23 protein-coding genes and 1 pseudogene are annotated in these 25,571 nt (G+C 58.6%); 12 read left to right on the top strand and 12 right to left on the bottom strand.

All coding sequences use genetic code 11. The features are described 5' to 3' along the window. Positions 1-135: 135 nt before the first annotated feature. The 4 genes from K3757_RS04755 to K3757_RS04740 all read right to left on the bottom strand — a co-directional run bounded on the left by K3757_RS04755 (position 136) and on the right by K3757_RS04740 (position 5,923). Complete coding sequence (locus K3757_RS04755) at positions 136-2,970, bottom strand: DUF2339 domain-containing protein (protein ID WP_259999823.1); 2,835 nt, start codon at positions 2,968-2,970, stop codon at positions 136-138. A 78-nt stretch (positions 2,971-3,048) separates the two neighbouring features. Further along, entirely contained in the window at positions 3,049-4,062 is a 1,014-nt protein-coding gene (locus tag K3757_RS04750; RefSeq protein ID WP_259999822.1) for a YcjF family protein, read from the bottom strand. Then, the gene (locus tag K3757_RS04745; RefSeq protein WP_259999821.1) at positions 4,062-4,511 is read right to left on the bottom strand and encodes a GNAT family N-acetyltransferase; all 450 of its coding nucleotides are present in this window, start codon (positions 4,509-4,511) and stop codon (positions 4,062-4,064) included. The genes K3757_RS04750 and K3757_RS04745 overlap by 1 nt, the downstream gene beginning before the upstream one ends. Continuing rightward, positions 4,508-5,923 carry a YcjX family protein gene (locus K3757_RS04740; RefSeq protein WP_259999820.1) on the bottom strand — a complete coding sequence of 472 codons (1,416 nt, stop codon included), beginning with the start codon at positions 5,921-5,923 and terminating at the stop codon, positions 4,508-4,510. The genes K3757_RS04745 and K3757_RS04740 overlap by 4 nt, the downstream gene beginning before the upstream one ends. Positions 5,924-6,009: 86 nt before the next feature. Between K3757_RS04740 and truA the strand changes: the two genes are divergently transcribed. Next, the gene (truA, locus tag K3757_RS04735) at positions 6,010-6,777 is read left to right on the top strand and encodes a tRNA pseudouridine(38-40) synthase TruA (RefSeq protein ID WP_259999819.1); all 768 of its coding nucleotides are present in this window, start codon (positions 6,010-6,012) and stop codon (positions 6,775-6,777) included. Here the strand turns inward: truA and K3757_RS04730 are convergent. The 5 genes from K3757_RS04730 to K3757_RS04710 all read right to left on the bottom strand — a co-directional run bounded on the left by K3757_RS04730 (position 6,774) and on the right by K3757_RS04710 (position 11,396). After that, a complete protein-coding gene (locus K3757_RS04730) occupies positions 6,774-7,283 on the bottom strand; it encodes a hypothetical protein (protein ID WP_259999818.1) in 510 nt (169 codons plus the stop codon). The two genes, truA and K3757_RS04730, sit on opposite strands and share 4 nt — an antisense overlap. Continuing rightward, a complete protein-coding gene (locus K3757_RS04725) occupies positions 7,259-8,884 on the bottom strand; it encodes a hypothetical protein (protein ID WP_260001181.1) in 1,626 nt (541 codons plus the stop codon). Before K3757_RS04725 ends, K3757_RS04730 begins: the two co-directional genes overlap by 25 nt. Positions 8,885-8,910: 26 nt before the next feature. After that, positions 8,911-9,978: a membrane dipeptidase gene (locus tag K3757_RS04720; RefSeq protein ID WP_409202577.1), complete on the bottom strand. Its 1,068-nt coding sequence runs from the start codon at positions 9,976-9,978 to the stop codon at positions 8,911-8,913. Between the two features lie 175 nt (positions 9,979-10,153). Next, positions 10,154-10,840 (bottom strand): anti-sigma factor domain-containing protein, encoded by a 687-nt coding sequence (locus tag K3757_RS04715; RefSeq protein ID WP_259999816.1) that lies wholly within the window; start codon positions 10,838-10,840, stop codon positions 10,154-10,156. 10 nt (positions 10,841-10,850) lie between these two features. Then, positions 10,851-11,396 carry a sigma-70 family RNA polymerase sigma factor gene (locus K3757_RS04710; RefSeq protein WP_259999815.1) on the bottom strand — a complete coding sequence of 182 codons (546 nt, stop codon included), beginning with the start codon at positions 11,394-11,396 and terminating at the stop codon, positions 10,851-10,853. Positions 11,397-11,487: 91 nt separating this feature from the next. On the opposite strand from K3757_RS04710, the gene K3757_RS04705 reads away from it, so the two are divergent. From K3757_RS04705 to K3757_RS04675, 7 genes are all read left to right on the top strand, one after another. Then, positions 11,488-12,093, top strand: a complete 606-nt coding sequence (locus K3757_RS04705; protein WP_259999814.1) for a 2-hydroxychromene-2-carboxylate isomerase — start codon at positions 11,488-11,490, stop codon at positions 12,091-12,093. Positions 12,094-12,162: 69 nt separating this feature from the next. Further along, positions 12,163-13,359: an FAD-binding oxidoreductase gene (locus tag K3757_RS04700; RefSeq protein WP_259999813.1), complete on the top strand. Its 1,197-nt coding sequence runs from the start codon at positions 12,163-12,165 to the stop codon at positions 13,357-13,359. A gap of 17 nt (positions 13,360-13,376) precedes the next feature. Beyond that, positions 13,377-13,820: a GNAT family N-acetyltransferase gene (locus K3757_RS04695; protein ID WP_259999812.1), complete on the top strand. Its 444-nt coding sequence runs from the start codon at positions 13,377-13,379 to the stop codon at positions 13,818-13,820. 14 nt (positions 13,821-13,834) lie between these two features. Beyond that, positions 13,835-15,922: a hydantoinase/oxoprolinase family protein gene (locus tag K3757_RS04690; RefSeq protein ID WP_259999811.1), complete on the top strand. Its 2,088-nt coding sequence runs from the start codon at positions 13,835-13,837 to the stop codon at positions 15,920-15,922. Continuing rightward, on the top strand, positions 15,919-17,625 hold the full coding sequence (locus tag K3757_RS04685; protein WP_259999810.1) for a hydantoinase B/oxoprolinase family protein: 1,707 nt from the start codon (positions 15,919-15,921) through the stop codon (positions 17,623-17,625). The genes K3757_RS04690 and K3757_RS04685 overlap by 4 nt, the downstream gene beginning before the upstream one ends. Beyond that, on the top strand, positions 17,625-18,398 hold the full coding sequence (locus tag K3757_RS04680) for an HpcH/HpaI aldolase/citrate lyase family protein (protein WP_259999809.1): 774 nt from the start codon (positions 17,625-17,627) through the stop codon (positions 18,396-18,398). The genes K3757_RS04685 and K3757_RS04680 overlap by 1 nt, the downstream gene beginning before the upstream one ends. Positions 18,399-18,419: 21 nt before the next feature. Next, positions 18,420-19,268 carry an NAD(P)-dependent oxidoreductase gene (locus tag K3757_RS04675; protein WP_259999808.1) on the top strand — a complete coding sequence of 283 codons (849 nt, stop codon included), beginning with the start codon at positions 18,420-18,422 and terminating at the stop codon, positions 19,266-19,268. A gap of 31 nt (positions 19,269-19,299) precedes the next feature. Here K3757_RS04675 and K3757_RS04670 read toward each other — a convergent pair whose 3' ends face one another. The 3 genes from K3757_RS04670 to K3757_RS04660 are packed head-to-tail and all read right to left on the bottom strand — an operon-like array spanning position 19,300 to position 21,304. Beyond that, positions 19,300-20,619, bottom strand: coding sequence for an AarF/ABC1/UbiB kinase family protein (locus K3757_RS04670; RefSeq protein ID WP_259999807.1), 1,320 nt, complete (start codon positions 20,617-20,619; stop codon positions 19,300-19,302). Next, positions 20,616-20,831: a TIGR03643 family protein gene (locus K3757_RS04665; RefSeq protein WP_259999806.1), complete on the bottom strand. Its 216-nt coding sequence runs from the start codon at positions 20,829-20,831 to the stop codon at positions 20,616-20,618. Before K3757_RS04665 ends, K3757_RS04670 begins: the two co-directional genes overlap by 4 nt. A gap of 5 nt (positions 20,832-20,836) precedes the next feature. Next, positions 20,837-21,304: a CIA30 family protein gene (locus K3757_RS04660; RefSeq protein WP_259999805.1), complete on the bottom strand. Its 468-nt coding sequence runs from the start codon at positions 21,302-21,304 to the stop codon at positions 20,837-20,839. Between the two features lie 147 nt (positions 21,305-21,451). Between K3757_RS04660 and K3757_RS04655 the strand changes: the two genes are divergently transcribed. From K3757_RS04655 to K3757_RS04645, 4 genes and pseudogenes are all read left to right on the top strand, one after another. Continuing rightward, a complete protein-coding gene (locus K3757_RS04655) occupies positions 21,452-22,108 on the top strand; it encodes an ABC transporter ATP-binding protein (protein ID WP_259999804.1) in 657 nt (218 codons plus the stop codon). After that, a pseudogene (locus tag K3757_RS19095) lies at positions 22,105-23,130 on the top strand (FtsX-like permease family protein); the annotation flags it as partial. The gene K3757_RS04655 and the pseudogene K3757_RS19095, both read left to right, overlap by 4 nt. A gap of 312 nt (positions 23,131-23,442) precedes the next feature. Next, complete coding sequence (locus tag K3757_RS19090) at positions 23,443-24,492, top strand: ABC transporter permease (RefSeq protein WP_409202576.1); 1,050 nt, start codon at positions 23,443-23,445, stop codon at positions 24,490-24,492. Next, the gene (locus K3757_RS04645) at positions 24,482-25,534 is read left to right on the top strand and encodes a lipocalin-like domain-containing protein (RefSeq protein WP_259999802.1); all 1,053 of its coding nucleotides are present in this window, start codon (positions 24,482-24,484) and stop codon (positions 25,532-25,534) included. The genes K3757_RS19090 and K3757_RS04645 overlap by 11 nt, the downstream gene beginning before the upstream one ends. Positions 25,535-25,571 lie beyond the last annotated feature (37 nt).

Below are 25,571 nucleotides of genomic sequence, written 5' to 3'. Positions count from 1 at the left end.
AGAGGCTCAAACACCTTTGCCCGGCGGCTCAGGACTGGCTGAGCGCCGGGGAAGTAATTCGCTGTATGATCAGGTGTACTGTCATCTTGGTCAGGCTTATAGGCCTGCTCTGTGAGGGGGGCAAGCCTGTCTTGGCTACTCCTGCGCAGGTGGGAGGGTCGGAGGCGTGCTGCCCGCATCTTCTATCCCGTCCCGCTGTTGTGCCCAGCGGTTGAGCCATGCCAGCGCCGCAAGCGCAAGACCCAGAACAAGCAAAGAGAACACCCGCGTCAGCCCGTCCAGATCACTGACATCAATCACGAACACCTTGGCCACAGCCAGCCCGATCACCACCAAACCCGCTTTGCGGACCAGCGCAGAGCGTCGCGCAAGCGATTGATAGAACAGCGCCGCACCGGCCACGAGCAAGACGATCGTGTAAGTATACTGTTCAGGCTGAGAGATCCCCCATGACAAAGGCATCTGTTCGCCCCCCTGCCAGAAGTGCCGGATCGCGGTGAAGGCCCAAAAAGCAGCCAACGCGCCACCAGTAACCGCCAGCGTCAGCCGCAGAACATGGTCAATCCTGCGCAACCGCCATGCGCCTGCCAGTAGCACCAGCGCCGGAAGCAGGTAGGCTGCAGCAAGTGTGTTGAACACAATCGGACCAAAGACATGCTCCGGCTGAGGGCCCTGACCCAGCGGCGGGTAGAGAACGAAGGGGCCAAGCAGCGGGTTCGCTTCGGTCAGTGCACCCAATAGCGCCCCGCCCCCGAACAACGTGAAAACTGCGGCCAATGTCCAGCGCACTTTAGCTAGCAAACCGGCGGACTTCCCATCCGTCCGTTGCAGCTGCGCCAGTGCCAGTCCTAACCAGATCGCGGCATTAAGACCAAGGGTCCAGTGCGTATTGATGAAATCCTCGCCGATCTCGCGTTCGATCCAGCGCAGCAACAGAATGCTCACGGTCAGGCCAGCCGTTGACCAAGCCGCTGAATCCAGCATGGTCTTTGCGGTCATGCGCACCAAAGGACGCAGCAGCCAAAGCGACGCGACGAAAGCCGCAAATGTACCGACATAAGCCAGCAAGACTCCCGGCAAAGGACCTGTGCCCGCATAATTGAGGCCCGGATCAACCACCAGCCGGTAGCCAAGGGTGACCACTCCGACCGCGATAAACCAGCCCAACTGTGGCAGGTTCCACTGTCGATCAAGAGCCGCAGCAGCGATCACGGTCACCGCCAGTGCCACTGTCAGTGCGACCGCGCTTAGAACGATCACAAAAGCAAATGCCAAGCAGGCCAGTGCCGACATCACTGCAAAGCTAACCTGCAAGCGCGCGTTGCCGTCCGCACGGGCCAGACGCTCTGCAAAGATTGCCATCAGCACGGCAAGCCCGGCAGCATGAAGCGCCCACGGATAAGCGCCGATCACCTCTGCAGGGCGCCATCCCATTTCAAGCACAATAGCCATGGCGGGGGCATAAACTGCGGCGACAACCGCCCAGATAACGCCGAACGGCCCGCCACGCAGCGCCCGCCACAAAGCCAGCACTGACAGGCACGCAGCAAGAACTACCACGACGGTCACGACCCAAGGAAACGCCGCCTCCGGATTGTCGCTGAAGGTTTGCGTGAAATTTCGATAACTCACGCGCCGGTTTTCAGCTTGCGCAAATACCGACAGCAGTAGCGTGCCCAGTGGCAGCAGTGCTGCATCCTGAAGCGCAGGCGCGCGATGTGACCACATGATAAGCGCGCAAGCCAATACTGCCATCACACCGACACTAAGCCAGATTTCGGCCTCTCCCGGCTTCCACATCGTAAGTACGATAAAACAGCTTGCCGCGACGCTGGCAAAAGCCAGAAGCGTCGGAAATGATGGCCAGGCAACGCCACGCTCTTTCGCGCCCAGCGTCAGGCGGCCCAGCACCCCCAGCAGCGCAGGCGGTCCGTCGTGATCCGGCGTCAGGCTGCGCGCAGGTACCAAGATTGCCAGCAACGGCAGTACAAAGAAATAAAGCTGCCCGGTCCATGCTGTCGCCCCGCCGCCGCCCAGCACGATTGCAAAGCCCATCACGTAGGCCAATGCCAGCGTCAGCGCCGAAATCCAGCCCCAACGCCGGATCGTGTCGACCCCGAGACCCAGCAGCGCGACAATGGCGAAATAACCAAACAGGGGGCTGGCATCCGTGCTGGTACTGCCCAGCACCACTGGCGCGCCATACGCCCCAATCACACCGACCGCGACCAACAGCGGTCCGTGCATCCAGCCCAGCACAACCGCGACCAGCGCGACAGCTACCATGCCCGCCATGGCGGCACCGCCCCCGATCAGATCATACAGCATACGCGCAGATAAAATGGCCCCGAACAGGGTAACAATCCCTGCCCCCGAAAACACTGACGGTAGATAGGCCGAGGCAGATTGCACATCGTCACCAAACCTGCGGCGGATGTATTCGCCCACACCGATCAGCGCCGCACCAAAACCCAGAGCTGCGGCCACCCGCGCGCGCGGCGGCAGCAAGCCATTCTCCATCCCGTATTGCACTAGGAAAATCCCCGCCAGAGCAAGCGACGCAGCGGAGACCGCGTAAAACCAGTTTTGCTGAAGCCATGGTCCGAAATCGGCAAGCGCTTGGGCAATGGGCGATGGTTGGCGCGACTCAACCGGTGGGGATTTAACAAGAGGCGGTGGCGCGCTTTGCGCTTTTGGCTGTGAGGGCTGTACGGGATCAGGCGCTTTCTGCGCCTCCGGTCGGGGCTGCGCTATATCCGCCTGCTCTGGCGGTGCCGCTTTCTCGGCCGTTTTCGCAGATGGCTTGGCGCGACCATTTCCCATGTCATCAAGAGAGCGCTGCAAACTCTCGATCTTGTCTTCGGCCTCCGAGAGCCTGCTGCGTAATCCGGACTGTCCGATCACCAGAGCGACAACCGTGACAGGTATCGCCAACACCACGAGGGCCAAAATGACCAGCAGACCGTCCATATGCATATACTCCGCACATTACCTTGAGTTTTCAGTCACCTTAGCCATGGCGTGAGCAAAGGCACAGTAAGGAAAACCCTAGTCTTCCTTGCCGTTTTTGCCAAATAAACCGCCAAGGCTGCGTGCGATGATGCTTCGGACCTTGGGTCGGCGGGTAGCGGTGAAAGGCAAAGGTCGGCAGACCTCCATGGCAGCTACACCAACGCGGGCAGTCAACGCGCCATTTACCACGCCCTCACCAAAACGACGGCTTACTTTGCCCAGCAGTGAACCGCCAAGGATCGGCTCAAGCATGTCATCGCCCACCGCAACAGCCCCCGTTGCCACAAGATGCGACAGCACTGCGCGGGTCAGTCGCCAGCTACCGAAAAAGCCGGACCGCCCGCCATATACCTCGGCAATTCGGCGGATCATCCGCAGGTTAGAGGTAAGCGCAGCAGCCACATCCGCCAAGGCCAATGGCACCAGCGCTGTTACCGTAGCGACTTGACGCGCGGCTGCCTCAACTTCGCGCTGTGCCGCCTGATCAAGCGGCGCGAGAACCTCATTCTCTGCCAAGCTTAGCAAGCTCGCGGCATCCAGCTGGTCGGCACGTAGTTCTGCCAGTCGGTCGCGCCCCCAGCGTGTATCCTCGCGCCCTTTGTACAGCTGCACCAGACGGTCGGTCACATCACGCGCGGCGGCAAGGTCATCATGCGCCAATGCCTGAACTGCTGTGTGGCGCAAGCTATCGAGCCGACCAAGCCTGCCAAAGGCAGCCAGTTCGCGCAGCGCTACCAAAGCCAGCACCAACAAAAACGCAAGCAACAGAACCGTCATGCCGGTGCCAAGCACCGGATAGCGGGCCATCAGATCGGTGACGAAAGTCCACGCAGCCAATGAAATGAAGGCCGCAACCAGTACAGAACCCAACCCCCAGAACAACCGGCTCAGCAGAGACGGTTTTCTCGCGGCCAAACGCGCTGCTATCTGCATCGCCTGTCCCTGCGGCGCGTCGAGCGTCGGCAAGTCCTCGACCGGCGGTGCGTCAGCAACTGACGGTTGCGCTTCTGTCTGGTCGTCAAGGTCAAACAGGACTGGGCCTTTGGCCATCAGGCGGTCTCCCTATACCATTCGTAACGGATATCAGGCAGATGCGCATCGTTGCCAGCGCCATTAGTGCGCGTAATCTCTATGAAACCGCCTTTTTCATAAAAATATGTCGCATGCTGGTTGGCCTGATAGCTCCACAATCCAAGCTTTTTGGCGTTGCGCTGCGCGTCACGCATCAGCGCGCGGGCAACCCCTTGGCCTTGTAAATGTGGACGCAGACAAAGCGCATGGATTTCCGTCCCTTTACGGGCAATGAAACCTGCCAAAACATTGTCCAAATAGGCCACCCGTACCCAACCCGCATCAATCATATCACCAATCAGCATGATTTCCTCGGCAGAAGAATATAGCCGTGGCAGCCAGTCAAACTGCCCGTTCGCAGAGGCCAGAATATCGCCAAGCTTGCCCGCATCCAAAGGGCGCGCGGGGCTGATCTTAATGGTGTTCATAGCCGGTCCCCGATCAAAAACTCTGCTGCGCGATCAAGACGGATATGTGGTGGACCATCCCCCGGACGCAAAGACAACCGGGCAGGTGCAAAGCGCATAATCTTGTAATCCGCATCAAGCCACTGTGTCGCGCCAGACCGCGCCGGGCCTAGTAAATGTGCCGGATCATCCGGCAGGTCACCGGGATAAAATGCCGCCTGTTTGCCGCTATCGAGCAACGTTCCACGCACCACATCAAGGGCAGTTCCCTCATGGGTCATCGTATCCTCGGTTGTGGCGCGCAGCGATGCGATCGCCAACGCTTGGGTTTGCGCACCGGCAAAACGCGCGCGTTCACGCGCGTCGCGGGTCAACGCCTCCATTATCGCTGTTAATTGCGCGTGCTGACTGTGATGCAGATGATCTGCCTTGGTCGCGGCAAAAAGGATCTTTTCTACCCGCTTGCCACGCAAAAGCCCGCTGAGGAAGTTGTTACTGCCCGGGCGGAACGCGCCCAGGGTTTCTGTCATGGCCGCGCGCAGGTCTTCAACGGCAGGCGGGCCTGCGTTTATCGCGCCCAGCGCATCCACAAGCACGACCTGCCGGTCAATACGCGCGAAATGGTCGCGAAAGAAGGGTTTTACGACCTCACGTTTATAGGCTTCAAACCGCCGCGCCATTTCGCGCCGCAGGCTTTTGCGGGCGTCACCGTCCGCCGCCGGCAGCGGCGCAAATGTCAAAACGGGCGAACCGGCCAGATCGCCGGGCAGCAAGAACCGCCCCGGTGTACAGTCGGAAAACCCGTCACTGCGCGCTTGTTTAAGGTAGCTTGCAAAGGCGTCTGCCAGCGCTTTGGCCTCCGGCTCGGCCAGTTCTGCCTGTGGATCAGTCGCCGCAACCAGCGCCAGATAGGCCTGCGCCTGCGCACGCGGTGCGATCCGCGTCAATGTTTGCGCGCTCCATTCGTCATAGGTGATATCCAATAGACCCAGATCCAGCAGCCATTCGCCGGGGTAATCCACGATATCCAGATGGATCGTTCGCGGCCCCTGCAATCCTGACAGCAGCCCCTTGGGCCGGACCCGAAGGCTTAGCCGCAGCTCTGACACCGCCCGCGTACTGTCGGGCCAATGGGGTGTCTTGTCCGTAAGGGCGGCCATATGCGATTCATACTCGAAACGCGGAATGGTATCATCGGGTTGCGGTTGCAGGAATGCCGCCTCGATCCGGCCCTCGCCTGCGGCCACAAGACCCGGCATTCGGCCACGATCAATCAGGTTGGCCACGAGCGAGGTGATGAAAACCGTCTTTCCCGAACGCGCAAGCCCTGTGACGCCTAACCGGATGACCGGCTCAAAGAATGTCTCAGACACCGTGTCCTGCACGGCTTCGACCTGTCGCCAGATCCCGTCAGCGATTTGAGATAGTACCACGCGCGCCCTGCCTTCTTTACCGCATCCTACATAGGTCGCTTATGCAGGGATTGCCACAGCCCTGCCCCCGCGATAAAGCCCCTTTTATGCCCAGATACGCTCTTCAGGTTGAATATGACGGTGCGCCGTTCCATGGCTGGCAACGCCAGAAGTCGCTTGCGTCGGTGCAGGGCGCGATCGAAAACGCCCTCGCACGGATCGAGCCGCGCACCCACAATATTGCTGCGGCAGGACGTACCGACACGGGCGTGCATGCATTGGGTCAGGTGGCCCATTGCGATATGGAGCGGGACTGGGATCCTTTCCGCCTGTCCGAAGCGGTCAACTACCACCTGAAACCACAGCCGGTCGCGATCGTGCGATGCGTTGCGGTGGCTGATGACTTCCATGCCCGTTTTTCCGCGCTTGAACGGCGGTATCTGTTCCGCATTCTGTGCCGCCGCGCCCCTGCAACACACCAGCGGGGTTACGTCTGGCAGGTCAAGAACCAGCTCGATGTGCCTGCAATGCAAGAGGCCGCGAACAGGCTGCTGGGCGAACACGACTTTACCACCTTCCGCTCCACCATCTGTCAGGCGCTCACGCCGATCAAAACTCTGGAACGGCTTAAGATCACCAAAGTCGAAACACCCCACGGCACTGAAGTGCATTTTGACGTGCGCGCACGGTCCTTTCTACACAATCAGGTCCGCAGCTTTGTCGGCACGCTGGAACGTGTGGGAAGCGGTTCATTGACGCCGGATGATGTGGAGCGGGCATTGCAAGCCCGTGACCGTGCTGCCTGCGGGCCTGTCTGTCCGCCGCACGGGCTTTATCTTGCGCACGTCGGTTATCCCCAGCCGCCCTTCGATTAATCGTTATCGCTGAGCCCGGCACCAGCCCCCGACAGGCGTGAGGCTTCGCTTTCCGGCACCAACAGACGTGCTGCAAGCCTGTTCCAATCGTCAAATAGATGGTCTGGTAAAGCGATCCGCGTCAGCCGCGGACGCGCAGAGGGGCGCGACAGGTCCAGCTCTACAAGACGGCCGTCGGCCAGCCGTGCAGCATAAGGCAGCGCCTCAAGGTAGCTTTGCAGCAGTGCGGGGTCTGCGTCCGTTACTGTTCCACTAATGTGACCGCCTTGCCCTTGCTCCGCTATTCGCATCAACGCCAGCGGAAGGAGTATCACCGGACCTTCAGGCAACGCTGCCAATGCCTGCTCAAGCGGGTCTATTTCGCGCCCCGCCCCCAGATGCACTGCTGCGGCCGCACCGAACTGCGCCGCTTGCGCAGGCGGCGCACCTGCCCCGCGCGCAGCCTTTGCAGCAAGTGTCATGACTTCATTAACAGATCGCGTCACGATCCAAACACCGGCAGCCACCAGTCGTCTGCCTCCGCGTCCAGCTCGGTGGCAAGCGGTGCGCCCTGACATAAGGTGATGCGTGTCCACCGGTCGGATTTCGGATCGAACTTGGACGCGCCAAAAAACGAAAGCTTACAGCGCAACATATCAATCGGAAGGCAGCTTTCGGCGATCAGGTTGTCGCGAATTTCCGCATAGGGGTAGCGCGCCGAAAGGCCCACACGTTCAACCGCCAATGCGTGTTCAGGATGGCGCGACAGAAACGCCGAGACAGGCTCTGGCACCGCAGGAAGATCAGCATGTGCTGCCTGCACACGTCGCGCAATGTCCAGCGGGGACTCAAGTGCGGCCCCTTCCTCGGAAAAGCGCAGGCCCAATCGCGGCTCCATTTTCGCCTCGGATACGTACCAGAACTGGCCACACTGCGCGGCCGCCGCGTAATCTGCGCCAAGCGCCCAGCCGAAATCGGCCTCAATACGAGTACGCAGTGCCTTTGTGTCAGGTAAAGGCGGGGCAAAAGCGCCATAAAGGTCAGCCATATCTGCGGCCAGATCATCCACCAGTTCGCCAAAAGGTTCTATCAGCAGCGCCACCATCAGTTCCTGGACATCGACGGTCATTCCAGCGCAGGCTTCCATAACGTGATCCAGAGGCACGTCTTTGCGCAGCAAATCGGGGGCCAGTAACGGTTTCGCTTTTTCCCAATCACTGCGCAGCTTTTCTATGCGCGCCTGATGCTGGGCATCCGGCACGTTCCACTGCGCCAGATGTGCAGTTGCCCGCTGCGCCAAAGTACCCAGTCGCGCAATCTGGTGCGGTCCAATACGCGGCAACGCCCGCACCCGCGCCAGCGCCGTCTCCCGTGCGGTCATCCAGTTGTTCAGCAGAACCGGATGGGTCACCAAAAACGGTGCCATACCAAGACCCGTCGAGTTACCGATACCAAGATGCCGCTTTAGCGCGGGGTCAAGCACACCCTGCCCGACATGCTCGGCCAAGGCATGGGTAAAGTGCCGGATGAGCCAAACCGTCAGCATTTCTGCGGCAAACGGCCCTTCCAGCCCCGGACGTGTGTCATAGGCAGCGCGATCTGCGATCCCGAACTTTCCGTTGCCGTAAACGGCAGTGGTGCGCATCAGGTAACCGACATCACGGATCATATCGGCGTCTGGCTGCCCCCCGGCCCGCAACCTTTCCGTCACGTGGGAAAAAAGGCGCACCGACTTGTTCGCACGGCTCAAAATCAAGTCTTTCGGACCAAAGCGCCCTGCCTCTTGCAGTGGAGCATTCGCGGCGATCCGGTCAATATCAGAGGCATCCGGCACGCCATCGAACAGCACATACGCGGTGTCCCAAGCTGTTGCGATAACGCGGTCTGTCCGCATATCTTCCGGCAGGTCGGTGGAAACCGCCACAAGCGAATAGGTGTGACCGCCCAAATCCACACTGAATACCGCGTGGCCAAAGCCGTCCTCGCACATCTGCCACATGTGCTGCGTGACCTCCGCGCGCTCTGCTGCAAGCCTCCGGATCAGACTGCGCAGAAAGGACAGCCGTGTCGGGAACATCGCCCCCATGCGGGACAGACGCATCACCGTGTCCGGCGAACGCAGCGGCATCTGCGCAGGTATGTCTAGGGCGTCCTTCACCGCGCAGGCCCGAAACTTGCATCATAAAAACGCAGCCAGTTGCCGCCCATGATCCCATCAATGTCTTCAGCGCTCAGGCTTGTGGCCTCCAACCCCGCGCGGATGTTGCCAAAGTCGCGATTGTCATTGAACCATGTAGGCATCGGCGGAAAGCCTGCATTGCTGGCAGATCCTTCGCCATAGTCGATCACTTTTGACCAACGCCCCACACGCATCCACTCAACAACACTGTCGGGTTGATCCTGACACAGATCGGTGCCGATCCCGAGGTTCTGCGCACCATAGCGCCGCGCGGCCTCCTCTATCATCTGGCAGTAGCTTTCAAGCGTGCAGGCAGAGCCCTTTTCCAGGTGATGGGGGTAAATCGAAAATCCCAACATACCGCCGCTGGACGTGAGCGCGCTTAACACTTCGTCGGATTTGTTACGCAATGCTTTATGCCACCATGCCGGATTTGCGTGGGTGATGGCGATGGGCCGCGTGGAATGATCTATCGCGTCCAGCGTTGAGCGATCGCCGGAGTGGGACATGTCAACAACCATGCCTACACGGTTCATCTCGGCCACTACCTGACGGCCCATGCGGGTCAGGCCCGCATCGTAATCCTCATAACAGCCCGTCGCCAGCAGCGACTGGTTGTTGTACGTAAGTTGCATGAAACGGATACCAAGCTGGTGGCAGATTTCGACCAGTCCAATATCATCTTCGATGGGGCTGGGATTCTGGAAGCCAAAAAAGATCGCTGTCCGCTCGGTGTCTTGCGCGCGCCGCACACAATCAACTGTGGTTCCCTTAAAGATCAGATCGGGATGCGCTTCAAACCAGCGGTTCCATTGTTCAAGGTTCAACACCATCTCACGAAAGCTTTCGTGGTAGGCGATGGTGACATGCACCGCGTCCACGCCGCCTGCGCGCATTTGTTCGAAAATGCGGGGGGAAAAATTGGCGTATTGCAGGTTGTCGATTACTGGCGGTTTCATACAATATTGATGGCGCAAGGCACCGCATCGGTCCAGCAATATTTCTGAAAGGTCATGCCGAAGACAAACAAAGGGTTCTGACATTCTCATGCCGAACCCTTTGCCTACTTGTTACTCTGGCACGCAAGCGCGCGCGATCCTAACTAACGTGACATGCGAAAACACGAACCTGATACCAGTTAACCCGCATGTCCAAATAGAAACGGATCAATCTATTCATAAGTTTCACCACCAGCACCGAAAAGAATCGAAAACGCCCTCAGAGCTCTGTCAGCGGCGCGGCAGCAAGAACGCTACCCGTCGGCGCCCCTGTGGGTGAGCCACCCGCCGGCTCGTCCGAGATCGCGAGCGTCAGCTCACCCGCCCGGTCGCGCAAGGATTGGGGCAGCGAAACGCGCATGGTTGATTGCGCTGTCAAAACACCCAATGACACCGGAGCAGCCTCAGGCACAATCGCCCAAAGTTCGAATGACCGGCCCTCGGCCTCTGTCCCGGCCACACGGTTTAGCGCGATATCGCCGTTGGCAAGATCAAGAACGGCAAGCACCTGAAGCGGGGTTTCAGTACCGCTTAACTGTGTCGCATAGATCGCATCCGCTCCGGAAGGAGGATCAACTGCAAGCTGCTGAACACCCAAATAGGCTGCGGCGGCCAAAGCGGCAAAGCTTAGGCCTTTCCAGACCCACAGCCGCTGTGACAAAGGCACAGGGCCGGTATCAAACAGACGTTTGAGAAGGCGCTTTTTGGCGCGGCGGCGCGGGTTCACCGGTGCAATTGCATCGGTCATGGGAACAAATCGTTCCTGCCACCCGGCGACAAGCGCCGCAAAGGCAGGATCTGTTGCGCTTCTTGCCAGTGCCTCGCGCTGCTCTTCTTCGCGAAGCAGGCCAAGCACCAATTCAGCGGCCAGCAGGTCATCGCCCTGCGGCATACTTTCGTCCAACATGTCGGGTCCCTCACTCACGGCTCATACACTCCCGCAACGAAATCAGGCCACGGCGCAACCATGTGCGCATTGTATTAAGCGGAACCGAAAACCTCTCGGCCAGATCAGCATAGCTGTGGCCGTCAAGGTAGGCACCACGCACCGCAGCGCCCCGATCTTCGGCCAACTCGTCAAGACAACCGGTCAGACGCCGCGCTTCCCCGGCCGCAACCGCCAACTGCTCTGGCCCTGCAGTAGACGCTGCAAGCTCAAGTCCCGGCGTATCGATATCCATATGCCCTTTGCGTGTCGCGCGCAGCCGGTCAATCGACGTGTTGCGCGCAATGGTAATCAGCCACGTCATCGGGCTCAGCCCGTTGGACTGGTACCTCGACGCATGTTTCCAAACTTTTACGAAACTGTCCTGCATAGCATCCTCGGCCGCTGATCTGTTATGCAACACACGCAGGCACACACCGAATAGTTTCGCCGAGGTCGCATCATACAAAGCCGAGAACGCAGCACGGTCGTTCATTGCGACCCGCCCGATCAGTGTTTCTATCTCTTGACGGTCCATTCAAAGACACCCTTACCATGTTGCCAAGACTGTGGCGCAACCACGTGCAAAGTCAAACCGCCAATCGAAAAATACGCTGAAAGAGCCCACCATGAGAGATAAAGTGATAGAATATTTTTACTCGGCCCATTCCGCATATGCATATCTGGGCGCGCGGGCCCTGACGCAGATCGCGCATGATGCCGGATGGACTATTGCGCACCGGCCATTCGACTTCCTGCCTGTCATCGCCGCGGCAGGTGCCCCGGACTTTAAAGGGCGAAGCGCCGCACATATCGACTATTTCTTTGGCCGCGAACTAAGCCGCTGGGCGCAATGGCGTGATCTGCCTATCCTATCCTACCGCCCTACCCACCATGATAACCCGCTGGGCCTTGCAAGTGGCATGATCATGGCCGCAAATGACCCCGACCGCCTCAGCTTTGGCATTCTGCAAGCGCAATGGCGCGACGATGCGGATATTGCGAATCCAGCAACTCTGAAAGCCATCGCGCTGGCGTGTGATGAAGATCCTGCTGAGCTGCAAAACACCGCAGGCAGCCCGCAGATAAAACAGCAGTTCATCACCAATACCCAAGAGGCGATCGAACGAAATATCTTTGGCTCTCCGACCTATTTTGTGGGCGGAGATATGTTCTATGGACAGGACCGGCTTGAAATGGTTGCACGCGCCATTGCTAAGCCGTTTGATCCCTGATGTTATCTCTGGGCAAAGCATCGGCACCGTGGTTATCGTGTCGATATTCGTTCAGCAGAAAGCACTCCTATGCAGGCTCCATCCCGTTCCAGCTATGATGTTTTGATTGTCGGCGGTGCCGTCTACGGTTCGGCCGTTGCATGGTGGCTGACCCAGATGGCCGGCTTTGACGGCAAGGTTCTGGTAGTCGAGCGTGACCCAGCTTACACCTTCGCCTCCACTTCGCACACGAACAGCTGCATACGCCAGCAATTCAGCAATGCCACCAATATTCAGGTAAGCCAGTTCGGAGCAGAATTCATCAAGAACTTCCGCACATTCATGGGCGGCGATCCGGACGTGCCGCATTTGTCGCTGCATAGCTTTGGCTATCTCTATCTGGCCGATACTCCGGAATTTGCGCTGACCCTGAAACGATCCCAAGCGGTTCAGGAATCACTAGGTGCCGGTACGCGCCACCTGAGCCGTGACGACATTGCCGCTGCTTATCCATTTTACCAGCTTGATGATATCATCGCCGGAAATCACAATCTGGTTGATGAGGGCTACTTCGACGGCGGCACGATGTTTGACTGGTTCAAACGAAGCGCGCGCGCCAATGGTGTCGAATATATCCACGGCGAAGTCGCCGCCATCACCCGCGACGGCAATGCAGTCCAAAGCGTTACTCTGAGCGATGGTACAAAAATCGCCTGCGGGACGCTGGTCAATGCATCTGGCCCGCGCGCCGCGGCGACCGCGCGCATGGCAGGGCTGGATATTCCGGTGGTGCCGCGCAAACGCTATACATTCGTGTTCGACGCCGCCAAGCCGTTGGACCGCGATCTGCCGCTTACCATTGATCCCTCTGGCGTACATGTACGAACGGATGGCAAATACTATCTGGCTGGCTGCCCGCCAGATGAGGATGAAGACGTCGCCTATGATGATTTCAACTTTGATCACAGCATTTGGGAGCAAAAGGTCTGGCCCGCTATCGCCACCCGCATCCCTCAATTCGAAGCGGTCAAAGTCATCAACCAGTGGGTCGGGCATTACGCCTATAATACACTGGATCAGAATGCGCTGCTGGGGCGCGCGCAGGACTGTCCGAATTTCATCTTCGTAAACGGGTTTTCCGGACACGGTCTTCAACAGTCTCCTGCGATGGGCCGCGGCATTGCCGAATTGATCGCCTATGGCACCTACCGCAGCCTTGATCTGAGCGCCTTCGACGTCAACCGCGCTAAGGCAGGCACACGCTTTCTGGAAACTGCAGTTATCTAACCCGTAAGGAGCCTGCCATGTCAGTCACCATCCGCCCCCTTGATCTGAGCGATAGGTCCGCCTGGGAAACTCTCTTTCAGGGATACGCCGCCTTCTATGGCGTCCCTCAGACGCCGCCGATGCGCGATACCGTCTGGGGATGGCTGCACGATCCCGAACACGGGTCCAATTGTTTTGTCGCAGAGCAGGACGGCAAGCTGATCGGCTTCACCCATTACCGCCCTTTCGTCTCAACCCTGCGGGCTATCACCAACGGATTTCTGGATGATCTGTTTGTTGACCCGAACGCACGCGGCAGTGGTGCGGCTCAGGCGTTGATTGATGCTGTCAGCGCAGTGGGACGGGAAAAAGGCTGGGGCGTGATCCGCTGGATCACCGCCGAAGACAACTACCGCGCGCGCAGTGTCTATGACCGTATCGCCACCCGAACGCCGTGGGTCACCTACGATATCAAACTTTAAGACAGGACAGAAATATGAGCAGGCAGGACGCACGCTTGGGCGTGGATATCGGCGGCACATTCACCGATGTGGTGCTGGAAACGCGCGGCGAAAGCTTCTCGATCAAGGTGCTGACCAACTATGACGCACCCGAGCAGGCGATCCTTGACGGTATGCAGGCTGTCTGCGCCAAGGCGGGTATCATGCCGCACGACATCACGCAGATCATCCACGGCACCACCCTCGCCACCAATGCCCTGATTGAACGGCGCGGCGCAAAAACTGCGTTGATCACAACCGAGGGCTTTCGCGATGTGATCGAAATGCGCACCGAGTCGCGGTTCGAACAATATGACCTGAACCTGCAACTGCCAGAGCCGCTGCTCCCACGGCAGATGCGCTACACCGTGCCGGGCCGGATCGACGCCACTGGGGCCGAGCTGATCCCGCTGAAATCGGCAGACATCGAACCCGTGGTCGAAGCGATTGCCCAAGCCGGGTACCAAAGCGTCGCAATCGGTCTGCTGCACAGTTACCTCAATCCCGACCACGAGCGCATGGTGCGCGATGTCCTTGCCGCGCGCCTGCCGGATGTCGCGATTTCGCTAAGTTGCGAGGTCAGCCCGCAAATGCGCGAATATGAACGCTTCAACACCGTGGTTGCAAACGCCTACATTAAACCGCTGATGAAAAGCTATCTGGGCCGCCTGGAGGGTCGTTTGCGCGAAACAGGCGTGGATTGCGCGATCTTCCTGATGCATTCGGGCGGCGGCATCATATCGCTGGAAAGTGCGGCAGAATTCCCTGTGCGATTGGTCGAAAGTGGCCCTGCGGGAGGCGCGGTTTTTGCAGCGCATATCGCCGCGCGCTACGGGCTTGATAAGGTGCTGAGCTTTGACATGGGCGGGACCACCGCCAAGATTTGCCTGATCCAGAACCAGACCCCAAAGACTTCCCGCGTGTTCGAAGTGGCTCGAAGCTACCGGTTCAAGAAAGGCTCCGGCATGCCGATCTCGATCCCCGTGATCGACATGGTTGAAATTGGTGCCGGCGGCGGGTCATTGGCCCATGTCGACAGCATGCGCCAGATTCGCGTAGGCCCGCACAGTGCGGGTTCTGAACCGGGTCCGGCCTGCTATGGTCGCGGCGGCACGAAACCTGCCGTGACCGATGCCGACCTTGTACTTGGCAAACTGGACGGAGAAAATTTCGCAGGCGGGTCCATCACGCTGGATGTTGCGGCATCCCGAACGGCAATTGCCGAAACCCTTGGAACGCCGCTTGGGTTGGATGATGCGACCGCGGCGTTCGGTCTGTCAGAGGTTGTGGACGAAAACATGGCAAACGCTGCGCGTGTCCATGCGGTGGAAAACGGCGAAGACCTGTCAGAATACACAATGATCGCATTTGGCGGCGCCGCCCCGCTTCACGCCGCCCGTCTGTGCGAAAAGCTCGGGGTTGAGCGCTTGTTGGTGCCGCCGGGTGCCGGTGTTGGATCTGCCATCGGGTTCCTGCGCGCGCCGTTTAGCTTTGAGGCGAACCGATCAGTGTATATGACGCTCGACGGTTTTGACGCCCCAACGGTGCAGGCATTGCTGGCAGAGCTGCAATCCGAGGCGACGGCCTTTGTGCAAAGTTGCGCGCCCGACGCAGAGATCATCGCGGAATACAAAGTCTACATGCGGTACAAAGGCCAAGGTTGGGAAATCCCTATTGCTCTCACCCTTGCGCAGGCAACTGCCCCCGATGCGACCCTGTTCAAATCCCTGTTCGAGGCCGACTACGCCCGCCTGTTCGGACGCGCCGTCGCAGGCATGGATATCGAGATTACGGTTTGGTCGGTCAATGCCACGACGCCGCCAAAGGACATCCCGCTAACCGAACAAAGCAAGGGCGCGGGCAGCGCGGTGCCAAAGGACGACTGCACGTTTTTCGATGCCGCTATGGGGAAAATGGAAACCGGTCACATCTACCCCCGCAACACATTGGCCGTGGGCGACATCGCCAAGGGCCCTGCAATAATCCCCGAAGATGAAACCACCATCATCATCCCCTCCAGCAGACGCGCCATTCGCCAACCTGACGGCTGCATCGACATCATCCCACAGGAGCAAGACGCATGAGCACGCCATCTACTGTAGCTTACCAAGTGATGTGGAACCGTCTGATTTCTGTTGTGGAAGAGCAGGCGCAGGCTCTGGTGCGAACGGCCTTTTCCACCTCGGTGCGGGAGGCAGGTGATCTGTCAGCGGGTGTTTATGACGCCGACGGGTTGATGCTGGCACAAGCCGTCACCGGCACACCGGGCCACGTGAATGCCATGGCCGACGCCGTTGCACACTTCATCCGCCGCATCGGCCGCGAAACCATGGCCGAAGGCGATGTATATCTGACCAACGACCCATGGGAAGGCACCGGACACCTGCATGACATCACCATGGTCACCCCTTCGTTCCACTGCGGCAGATTGGTCGGATTCTTCGCCTGTACTGCCCATGTGGTTGATATCGGCGGGCGCGGTTTCGGCGCGGATGCCAATTCCATCTATGAAGAAGGGCTTTATCTGCCGATCATGCGCTTTGCCGACCGTGGTGAGGTCGACCAGACGCTGCTGCGCATCGTGCGCGGCAACGTGCGCGAGCCTGACCAACTGGTCGGTGACCTGTATGCACTGGCGACCTGCAATGAAATCGGCCACCGCCGCCTGATTGAGATGATGACAGAATTCGACCTTGATGATCTGACAGGCATCGCTGCGTTCATCTTTAACAATTCCCGCCGCGCCACGTTGGAACGGATCGCTACCCTCCCCCAAACCTCGGCCACCGGTGAGATGACGGTTGACGGCTTCGCCTCTCCGATTACGCTGCGGGTAAAGCTAACCGTCAGCAAAGACCGCATCCTGAGCGATTTCACGGGCACTTCGGGGCTTGACCCAAAAGGCATCAACTGTCCGCTAGTCTACGCAAAGGCCTACGCTTGTTATGCTCTCAAATGCGCGATTGCGCCGGAAATCCCAAATAACGCCGCGTCGCTGGCCCCGTTCGAGATTTACGCGCCGGAAAACACAATCGTAAATGCCTTGCATCCGGCACCAGTGGCCCTGCGCCACATAGTCGGCCACTTTGTACCCGACACTGTCTATGACGCACTGGACAAAATCTTGCCTGACGTTGTCCCCGCAGAAGGCGCCGGTTGCTTGTGCAACTTTCAGGTTTCATTGCGCCCGCGCAGTGACGTGCCCGCCCCCCTCGGGGCCCGCCGTGCCGAAGTGCTGACTTTCAATTCTGGCGGCGCGGGCGCACGGCCACGGGTGGACGGGCTCAACGCAACCGCTTTTCCATCGGGTGTGATGACCATGCCAGTCGAAGCGACAGAACACGCTGGCCCTGTGATCATCTGGCGCAAGGAACTGCGCCCCGGTTCTGGCGGCGTAGGACGGATGCGGGGCGGTTTGGGCCAATTCATGGAGGTAGGCGCGCGCGATGGCTATGAATTCGACATCTCCGCGATGCTGGACCGTGTAGATCATCCAGCGCGAGGTAGGCGCGGTGGCGGGAACGGAGCACCCACAACGATTGCCCGCGATGATGGCACACCAATGCAAGGGAAAGGCCGCCAGTTTGTCCCTCATGGCGCGCGTGTGCAGATGGCTTTCCCAGGCGGTGCGGGCTACGGCCCCGCGTCAGAGCGCGATCAGGCCGCCGTCATGCGCGATCTGGCAAAAGGTTACATAACTGAAACTTCAGCATCCATCGACTATGGATTAAGCCCCGAAAATATTGAAAAAGTGAAATCCGCCATAGCGGCTGGTGAAGAGATTTAATGCAATATCCGGACAATCCTTTCACCCACGCACTGCGCGCAAAGCAAAAACAGCTTGGCCTTTGGGTCAGTTTATCAAGCGCTTTTGCAGCCGAAGTCACTGCACCCGCTGGTTTTGACTGGGCGCTCATTGATATGGAGCATTCTCCCAACGATTACTTCAGCACGCTAGGGCAAATGCAAGCCTTTGCCGCCACGGGAACGACGACAATCGTTCGACCGGAGTGGAATGATCCCGTTATGGTCAAACGCCTTCTGGATCTTGGGGCGCGCGGCTTGTTGTTCCCGATGATCAACACCGTGGCTGAAGCCGAGGCCGCTGTTGCCGCTACTCGTTATCCGCCGCGTGGCTTACGCGGTTTTTCGGGCGCGACACGTGCCAATAGTTTTGGCCGTATCCCCGACTATCTTAGCCGCGTGGAAGAAGAAACGACCGTTCTGCTACAGCTGGAGACGCGCAGTGCCATCGAGCAGGCTGAAGCCGTCGCTGACGTGGACGGTGTGCATGGTATTTTCTTCGGGCCTGCGGATATCGCTGCCGACATTGGCAAACTTGGCAAGCCACTGGATACCGAAGTCTGGGACCTGATCCGTCCATGCGCGCAAAGGCTGATGGCAAAGGGAATGCCTGTGGGCACTCTGGTAAATGATGCAGCCTTTGCCGCCCAATTGCTGAACGAAGGCTTCACCTTTGTCGCCTGCGGCACCGATACAACGCTTCTAGCTCGCGCCACCGATGCACTTCTGTCAAATGTCCGAAGCAAACTGAAATAACCTACCCTGAAAGGCCACCATATGCCCAAAAAGCTAAGCAAACTCGTCCTTACCGGTGCCGCAGGACGCCTTGGTTCTTACCTGCGTGAGCCGCTGACAGCGCTCTGCGACGAACTTGTCTCGACAGATATCAAGGAACAACCCGGCGCACTTTACGCAGGTGAGCGTTACGTTCAGGCCGACTTGGCCGATTTCGATGCCATGAACGCTGTCATTGAGGGCGCAGAAATGGTCGTGCACATGGGCGCTTTCGTGGACGAAGGCCCATTTGAACAACTTTTGGGCCCTAATTTTATCGGGTCCTACAATATATGGGAAGCTGCTTCGCGCCATGGCGTGCGCCGCGTGGTATATGGCTCGTCCATCCATGCTGTCGGCATGTATCCAAAGAACGAATTCATCGATACAGAAGTCGCCCACCGCCCCGATACATTTTACGGTCTCGCCAAATGCTTCTCTGAGGATTTGGGCCGGATGTACTGGGAAAAGCGCGGAGTGGAGAGCGTCCACATGCGCATCCTGTCTTGCGCGCAGGTCAACAATGCCCGCGCTCTTGGCTCATGGCTAAGCTATGACGACCTGATCCAGCTGGTCACCCGTTGCATTGAAACACCCGTGACCGGCTTTGCCGTTATCTATGGCGTCAGCGACAACGACCGCGCGCCAGTAGACAACTCAAAGGCGCATTTTTTGGGGTATCGCCCTACCGACAATGCCGAACAATTCGCGGAAGAGGTACTGGCGAACGAACCTCCGATGGACCCGCATGACCCCAATCACATGTGCCACGGAGGCCCCTTCGCAGGGGTGGAACTGGGTAACTCCGGCCTGGCCACGATGAACGTGGTCGACGACACCAAGAAGAGCTGACTGAGTGCGGGGCAGCAATGCCCCGCGCCCTTCAATCCACAAGATAATCTGCCAGCATTTCGCTGAGAGGCAGCCGCGCTTTCAGCTTTGCCCCCAACAGAAACATCCCCCCAAGCTTTCGCTGAACATACAGCAATTCCATCGGGACCGCAGTTGGTACGAAGCCGTCGCGAACTAACGCTTCACCTGCGCTTTGTATGCTTTGTACAAAGGCCGTATCTGCAAAATCGAACTCCGGCGCGCGCAATCGGTCAAAGACCATCTGCGCTAGATCGAGCACCACGCCCCGATGCTTAAAATCCGTATTTTCATTTAAGATTCCAATACTTACGAAAAGGTCTTCAAGCTTATCTCGCTCACCGCTCAAACCAGCCTTCAGCACATTCAGATAAAACCTTGAAATATCTTCACTAATTTCGCGCGTTGCTCCAAAATCCAGCAAAACAATGTCACCGGTCGATGGAACATACCGATAGTTTGCGAAGTTAGGATCGCTCTGCAACATCCTGAAATTAAACAACTCACTTAAGAAAAGCCTGATAAATTTCTGCGTGATGGAATTGCGCTGTTCCTTGTTTTCCGACAGGGCCTCCTCAATCGGCTTGCTGATCACAAAATCCATTGCAAGAATACTATGTGTGCTCCAGTCAGCATGGACCTTCGGCACTATAAATTCCTGTTCCCCTGCCAGCAATTCTTCGAACGCTGTGAGGTAATGTGCCTCACGAACATAATCAGTTTCTTCGTGCAACTGGCGGGCCGCTTCGGCCAGATACGGCTCCAGCTCAAAGCCCTTTGGCAACATGCCCGACATACGGATCAACGCGCCGACATTCGCCACATCGCTGTCGATGCTGCGGGCCACACCGGGATACTGGACCTTGATCGCCAGTTCCCTTCCGTCGCGCAAGGTTGCGCGGTGTACCTGCCCGATAGAGGCTGCCGCGATGGGGCGTACATCAAAGCGGGAAAAATCCTTCAACCATCCGTCCGGCCATTGCGCCGCCAAGACTTTCTTGAGTTGGGCCGGCGGCATGAAATCCGCGTTATCGCGTAGCCGTGCCATGATCTGGGAAAGCTCGGGCGGTAGAACATCACCTGTGTCCATCGATACCAGTTGCCCGATCTTCATCGCCGCTCCGCGCATCTTTGAGAGTTCATCCGCTATGCGAGTGACATTCATGGGGGTCATGAGCAGTCCGCGCCAGTCGGGGCGTTCCCCCCGCCCAAGCTGCGCCATGCCACCCATTGCCATATTCCCGGCAACCCCTGCGGTCAGTGCGCCAAGTCGCGACAAACGCCCCAAACGGGTCGCGGGCACCGCTAACCCTTTGTCGCGGCGCGGGTTCATTTGTATTGTGCCCGACGGGTTCCAAAATCATGTACCCGTTTTCGCCACGCGCGATAGCTGCCCGGCTTAAGTTCCCGCCGCATGATCGCCTGCACCTCTTTTTCGGACAGGCCGTAATCGAGTTCTATTGTAGCAAATGGCACATGATCGCTAAGAGCCATCTGGATAATGGCGCTTAGATCAGCCGCATCAAGGTCCCGCGATTGCCCCATGTTCTTCAACGGTAAAGCCGGATCGCAGACACCGCGATATCTGCCTGCATCTTTTGTCCGTATGCCAAAATCCCGATCCTGCGTAAGCGAGCGGGATCAAGCGTCTGGTCGGTCTTGCGCCCCTCAAAAGCGCCCCAGGGGAACCGGATTGTTTGCCAGTCTTCGGTCACATCAATTGTTGTACGAAAGGATTGCCAAGGCCGCTCCAATTGATCTGTGCGCAGGCGCATTTCATAACCGGTACCGTCACCGCGCACCTCAATTTCGACCCCCGCCCATGCAGAGGCATCCATCACATCGCCCTGTGCCACATCAAACGCCATCTGGATAAATCCACCGTCATTCTCAATCGAGACTTCGCCGGTCAACCGCACCGCCTGACGGCCCGCTATTTGCCCGTTCTGGACCTCTCCGGTAGAGACGCCGCCCATCACCGTGTCTGCCACGTATTCCCAATCGGGTTTCAATTCCATTCTGTTCCACCTTTCATCACCCACATGTATCTAGTTGCCGGAACCTTCCTGACCACCGCACACGCGACATATGGTCCAAACCTCCGAAAATCCTGCTGGTCTTACTGCACAACTGCGATAGGTCTTAATCAGCTCACGGGGTGCCATATGCTACTGAATGTCAAAGATTTGAAAAAATCCTACGCTGGGGCCGAAGGTTCTGTGCCCGTCCTGCGCGGCATTGATATGGAGGTCGCTGCAGGGGACACCGTCGCGCTGACAGGCGAGAGCGGATCAGGCAAAAGCACGCTACTGCATCTGATCGGAGGATTGGACATCCCGGATGAAGGCAGCATCCTGCTGGATGGGAAAGACGTAGCAACGATGGATGACGCCGCCCGTGCCGCCGTGCGACGAAGCGGCGTCGGCATCATATTCCAACAATTCAACCTCATCCCTTCCCTTGACGTTGCGGCGAACATTGCTTTTCAGGCGCGGCTGGCTGGTGTCTATGATCGCAAGGCGGCGGGCGATCTGGCGGTGGCTTTGGGTTTGGGTGCGCATCTATCCAAATACCCCGAGCAATTGTCGGGCGGCCAGCAACAGCGCGTAGCGATCGCGCGCGCATTAGCGGCCAAGCCAAAGCTGATGCTCGCGGATGAACCGACAGGAAATCTTGACGAAGCCACCGCAGCGGAGGTGATGGACCAGATGCTCGCGCTGGTGGGTCAAACAGGCGCAGCCCTCGTGATGGTCACGCACTCGCCCCGTCTGGCAGCGCGGATGCAGCGGCAGTTGCATCTGCAAAGCGGGCTTTTGGCATGACGTGGACGGGCCTGTCAGCACTACTATCGCATTGGCGGCGCAACCCCTTGCAGCTGTTCACGCTGGTGGCAGGGCTGGCGCTGGCAACCGCATTATGGTCCGGCGTTCAGGCCGTCAACGCGGAGGCCCGCGCAAGCTATGATGCTGCCGCCGCCACATTGGGTGAAGGGCAATATGACCAATTGCTACCCCGCACAGGAGACACAATCCCCCAGGAGACGTTTATCGCCCTTCGCCGCGCAGGGTGGTTAGTGGGTCCGGTTACAGAGGGCCGATTGGGCGATGTTCGGCTGGTCGGGATTGATCCGCTGACTGCGCCCGGCGGATTGGGACCAGTTGGCGGCGGTGGAGAAATGGACCTACCGGAATTTCTGGAGCAACAGCCGGTCTTTGCGAATGCGGCGACTGCATCAAAAATCAATAGATTGATCGACGCGCCTGTAGTGATCGAACCATCAATCGCACCGGATACAGCCATTACCGATATATTTGTTGCCCAGCGCCTGCTTGACGCCCAAGGCAAGCTAAGCCGCCTGATTATGGCGCCTCAGCAACCCTTAGGTCGCCTGCCACTGGCAGATGTTGCGCCCGATCTAATCCGTCGTGCCGCGCAGGGTGGATCAGATGTCGGGCGACTGACGGACAGCTTTCACCTAAATCTGACCGCTTTCGGCTTGCTCAGCTTTGCTGTGGGGATTTTCATTGTACACGGGGCAATCGGGCTTGCTTTTGAACAGCGGCGCGCGATGGTGCGGACACTGCGTGCTTTGGGTATGCCCCTAGGCCGCCTGATCGCGCTTATGGCAGCAGAGCTGTTTGTGTTTGCTTTGATCGGCGGGCTTATCGGGGTCTTCTTGGGGTATCTGGTCGCGGCCAGCCTGTTGCCTGATGTGGCAGCCACCCTCAAAGGGCTTTATGGCGCAGAAGTATCGGGAACATTGCAACTGCGGCCCTCTTGGTGGCTGTCCGGCATTGCGATTTCAGTACTTGGAACAGGCATTGCAGCGGCGGGTGCGCTCACCTCCATCGCGCGCATGCCGCTTTTGGCCAGCGCCCAGCCAAGAGCGTGGGCCACGGCAAGGGGCGCGCGGCGGCGCATTCAAATCGCAGCCAGCGGCGCCTTGCTGGTCACCGCCTGTCTGCTTGCACTGCTGGCAGATGGCTTGGTGATGGGATTTGGCCTGCTGGGCTGTTTGCTGGTCGGTGCTGCACTGGCACTGCCCTTGTTGCTGGACGCCTTCCTGCGCCTTTCGCAACACCTTGCCAAAGCAGTTACGGCACAATGGTTTTGGGCCGACACACGTCAACAACTGCCCGGCCTCAGCCTTGCTCTTATGGCATTGTTGCTTGCGATGGCGGCAAACATCGGGGTTTCCACGATGGTCTCAAGCTTTCGTCTGACCTTTACCGGATTTCTTGATCAGCGTCTCGCGTCCGAGCTTTACGTGAGCACCGAAAGCCCGGAGGAGGCACGCGCACTAGAACAGTTCGTCGCACCCCTTGTGACCGAAGTTCTTCCGTTACTGTCCGTAGAGGCAGAGCTGGCAGGCTTACCCGCCGAGCTATATGGCGCGCGGATCGGTGCGACCTACCGCGACAACTGGGTATTTCTGGATGAAGCCCCCGAAGTCTGGGATCAAATTGCCAACGGCAGCGCAGTTCTGGTGAACGAGCAACTGGCCCGCCGCGCACGGATTTGGGTGGGCGACAGCCTGACAATCGCTCCGGAGTTATCGCTTCCTATTGTCGGCGTGTTTGGGGACTACGGTAATCCCATCGGACAGGCCATCATTTCCGAACCACTGTTTGCCAAATTGCATCCGAACGTCGGGGCAACGCGCTTTGGTCTGCGCACGGACACACCGGTTGCCTTGCGTACCGCACTGTCAGACGAATTCGGGATGCCCGCGCAAAGCATTACGGATCAATCCCAGATCAAGGCATTTTCCCTTGCGGTGTTCGAACGGACGTTCACTGTGACTGCCGCCCTTAACGTGCTGACGCTTAGCGTGGCGGGCTTTGCCATTTTCATGAGCTTGTTAACCCTGGCGGGGATGCGGCTGCCACAGTTGGCGCCTGCGTGGGCGCTGGGGCTGACACGTCGCCGGTTGGGACAATTGGAACTGATCCGCGCGGTGGTGCTGGCCGTGCTGACAGCGGTTCTCGCCTTGCCCTTGGGTCTTGTGCTGGCTTGGGTCTTACTGGCGATTGTGAACGTAGAGGCCTTTGGCTGGCGGTTACCTATGTACGTCTTTCCGGGTGACTACGCCGTGCTGGGATTGTTTGCTTTGGTCGCGGCAATTCTGGCCGCGGCGTGGCCTGCACGCAGACTGGCGCGCACCCCGCCAGCGGATTTGTTGAAAGTGTTTGCCAATGAACGTTAGAGCCGCTCTGCTTGTTACACTCCTCGCTGTTGCTAGCGCGCTGCCAGTGGTGGCTCAGGGCTTTGCCGGTATGGGCAGCGAGGCTGAAGGCTTTGCCACCCCTACCCCGGAGCCGCAGTTCAGCTTTCCCGCTGATCACGCGGCGCACCCCGCCTATAGGATCGAGTGGTGGTACTTGACGGCGAATATGCGCGGTCCGGACGGCACCGCCTACGGGTTGCAATGGACGCTGTTTCGCTCCGCTCTTGCCCCCTACAGCACCCAAGACTGGGACAGCCCGCAAATCTGGTTCGGCAATGCTGCCGTGACCTCAGCCAATGCTCACTACACCTCTGAACGATTTGCGCGCGGCGGGACAGGACAGGCGGGCGTCACCGCTGCCCCGTTCAACGCATGGATTGACGAATGGCATATGCGGGGTGACAGCTTTGATGCATTGAAACTGCGCGCAGCCGGACCTGAATTTTCGTATGATGTGTCTTTACAGGCCAAAGGCCCTTTGGTTTTTCACGGTGCAGACGGCTATTCGGTCAAGTCACAGCAGGGACAAGCAAGCTATTATTACTCCCAGCCATTTTTTGAGCTGACCGGCACCCTGACCCTGCCCGAGGGCGATATTCCTGTCACTGGCACTGCATGGCTTGACCGCGAATGGTCCTCGCAACCACTTGCGGCAGACCAGACAGGGTGGGACTGGTTCTCGATTTCTTTTGAGGAGGGGCAAAAGCTGATGGGATTCAGGCTTCGGCAGGCCGATGGCAGCTACTACACTTCAGGGACATGGATCTTGCCGGACGGCACAACAACAGCGCTGCAAAATGGTAGCTTCGACGCCACACCGCTTGCGATATCGGATGTGGACAGGCGGCAAGTACCGACCAATTGGCAGGTCCGCGTTCCTGCATACGGTGTTGATATCAAAGTTGGCGCCGTGAACCCGAATGCATGGATGGATATGGCCGTCCCCTACTGGGAAGGGCCTGTGCAGGTCAGTGGTAGCCACAGCGGGAAGGGGTATCTGGAAATGACCGGCTACGAATAGGATTTTATCGCCCGCCCGAACACTGGCTTGGTGCCAG

Source organism: Sulfitobacter sp. S223 (genome assembly GCF_025143825.1).
Taxonomy (GTDB): domain Bacteria; phylum Pseudomonadota; class Alphaproteobacteria; order Rhodobacterales; family Rhodobacteraceae; genus Sulfitobacter.
This window is presented reverse-complemented; position numbering and strand designations above follow the sequence as displayed.

Bases quoted from the DNA above. Each gene is read 5' to 3' on its own strand.
- K3757_RS04665 (WP_259999806.1), bottom strand. From the start codon at position 20,831: ATGGGGCAATCGCGGGACCTTGATGCGGCTGATCTAAGCGCCATTATC.
- K3757_RS04755 (WP_259999823.1), bottom strand. From the start codon at position 2,970: ATGGACGGTCTGCTGGTCATTTTGGCCCTCGTGGTGTTGGCGATACCT.
- K3757_RS04750 (WP_259999822.1), bottom strand. From the start codon at position 4,062: ATGGCCAAAGGCCCAGTCCTGTTTGACCTTGACGACCAGACAGAAGCG.
- K3757_RS04655 (WP_259999804.1), top strand. From the start codon at position 21,452: ATGCTACTGAATGTCAAAGATTTGAAAAAATCCTACGCTGGGGCCGAA.
- K3757_RS04685 (WP_259999810.1), top strand. From the start codon at position 15,919: ATGAGCACGCCATCTACTGTAGCTTACCAAGTGATGTGGAACCGTCTG.
- K3757_RS04645 (WP_259999802.1), top strand. From the start codon at position 24,482: ATGAACGTTAGAGCCGCTCTGCTTGTTACACTCCTCGCTGTTGCTAGC.
- K3757_RS04670 (WP_259999807.1), bottom strand. From the start codon at position 20,619: ATGAACCCGCGCCGCGACAAAGGGTTAGCGGTGCCCGCGACCCGTTTG.
- K3757_RS04680 (WP_259999809.1), top strand. From the start codon at position 17,625: ATGCAATATCCGGACAATCCTTTCACCCACGCACTGCGCGCAAAGCAA.
- K3757_RS04700 (WP_259999813.1), top strand. From the start codon at position 12,163: ATGCAGGCTCCATCCCGTTCCAGCTATGATGTTTTGATTGTCGGCGGT.
- K3757_RS04715 (WP_259999816.1), bottom strand. From the start codon at position 10,840: ATGTTGGACGAAAGTATGCCGCAGGGCGATGACCTGCTGGCCGCTGAA.
- K3757_RS04675 (WP_259999808.1), top strand. From the start codon at position 18,420: ATGCCCAAAAAGCTAAGCAAACTCGTCCTTACCGGTGCCGCAGGACGC.
- K3757_RS04705 (WP_259999814.1), top strand. From the start codon at position 11,488: ATGAGAGATAAAGTGATAGAATATTTTTACTCGGCCCATTCCGCATAT.
- K3757_RS04710 (WP_259999815.1), bottom strand. From the start codon at position 11,396: ATGGACCGTCAAGAGATAGAAACACTGATCGGGCGGGTCGCAATGAAC.
- K3757_RS04695 (WP_259999812.1), top strand. From the start codon at position 13,377: ATGTCAGTCACCATCCGCCCCCTTGATCTGAGCGATAGGTCCGCCTGG.
- truA (WP_259999819.1), top strand. From the start codon at position 6,010: ATGCCCAGATACGCTCTTCAGGTTGAATATGACGGTGCGCCGTTCCAT.
- K3757_RS04725 (WP_260001181.1), bottom strand. From the start codon at position 8,884: ATGCCGCTGCGTTCGCCGGACACGGTGATGCGTCTGTCCCGCATGGGG.
- K3757_RS04690 (WP_259999811.1), top strand. From the start codon at position 13,835: ATGAGCAGGCAGGACGCACGCTTGGGCGTGGATATCGGCGGCACATTC.
- K3757_RS04660 (WP_259999805.1), bottom strand. From the start codon at position 21,304: ATGGAATTGAAACCCGATTGGGAATACGTGGCAGACACGGTGATGGGC.
- K3757_RS19090 (WP_409202576.1), top strand. From the start codon at position 23,443: ATGGCATTGTTGCTTGCGATGGCGGCAAACATCGGGGTTTCCACGATG.
- K3757_RS04720 (WP_409202577.1), bottom strand. From the start codon at position 9,978: ATGTCAGAACCCTTTGTTTGTCTTCGGCATGACCTTTCAGAAATATTG.
- K3757_RS04745 (WP_259999821.1), bottom strand. From the start codon at position 4,511: ATGAACACCATTAAGATCAGCCCCGCGCGCCCTTTGGATGCGGGCAAG.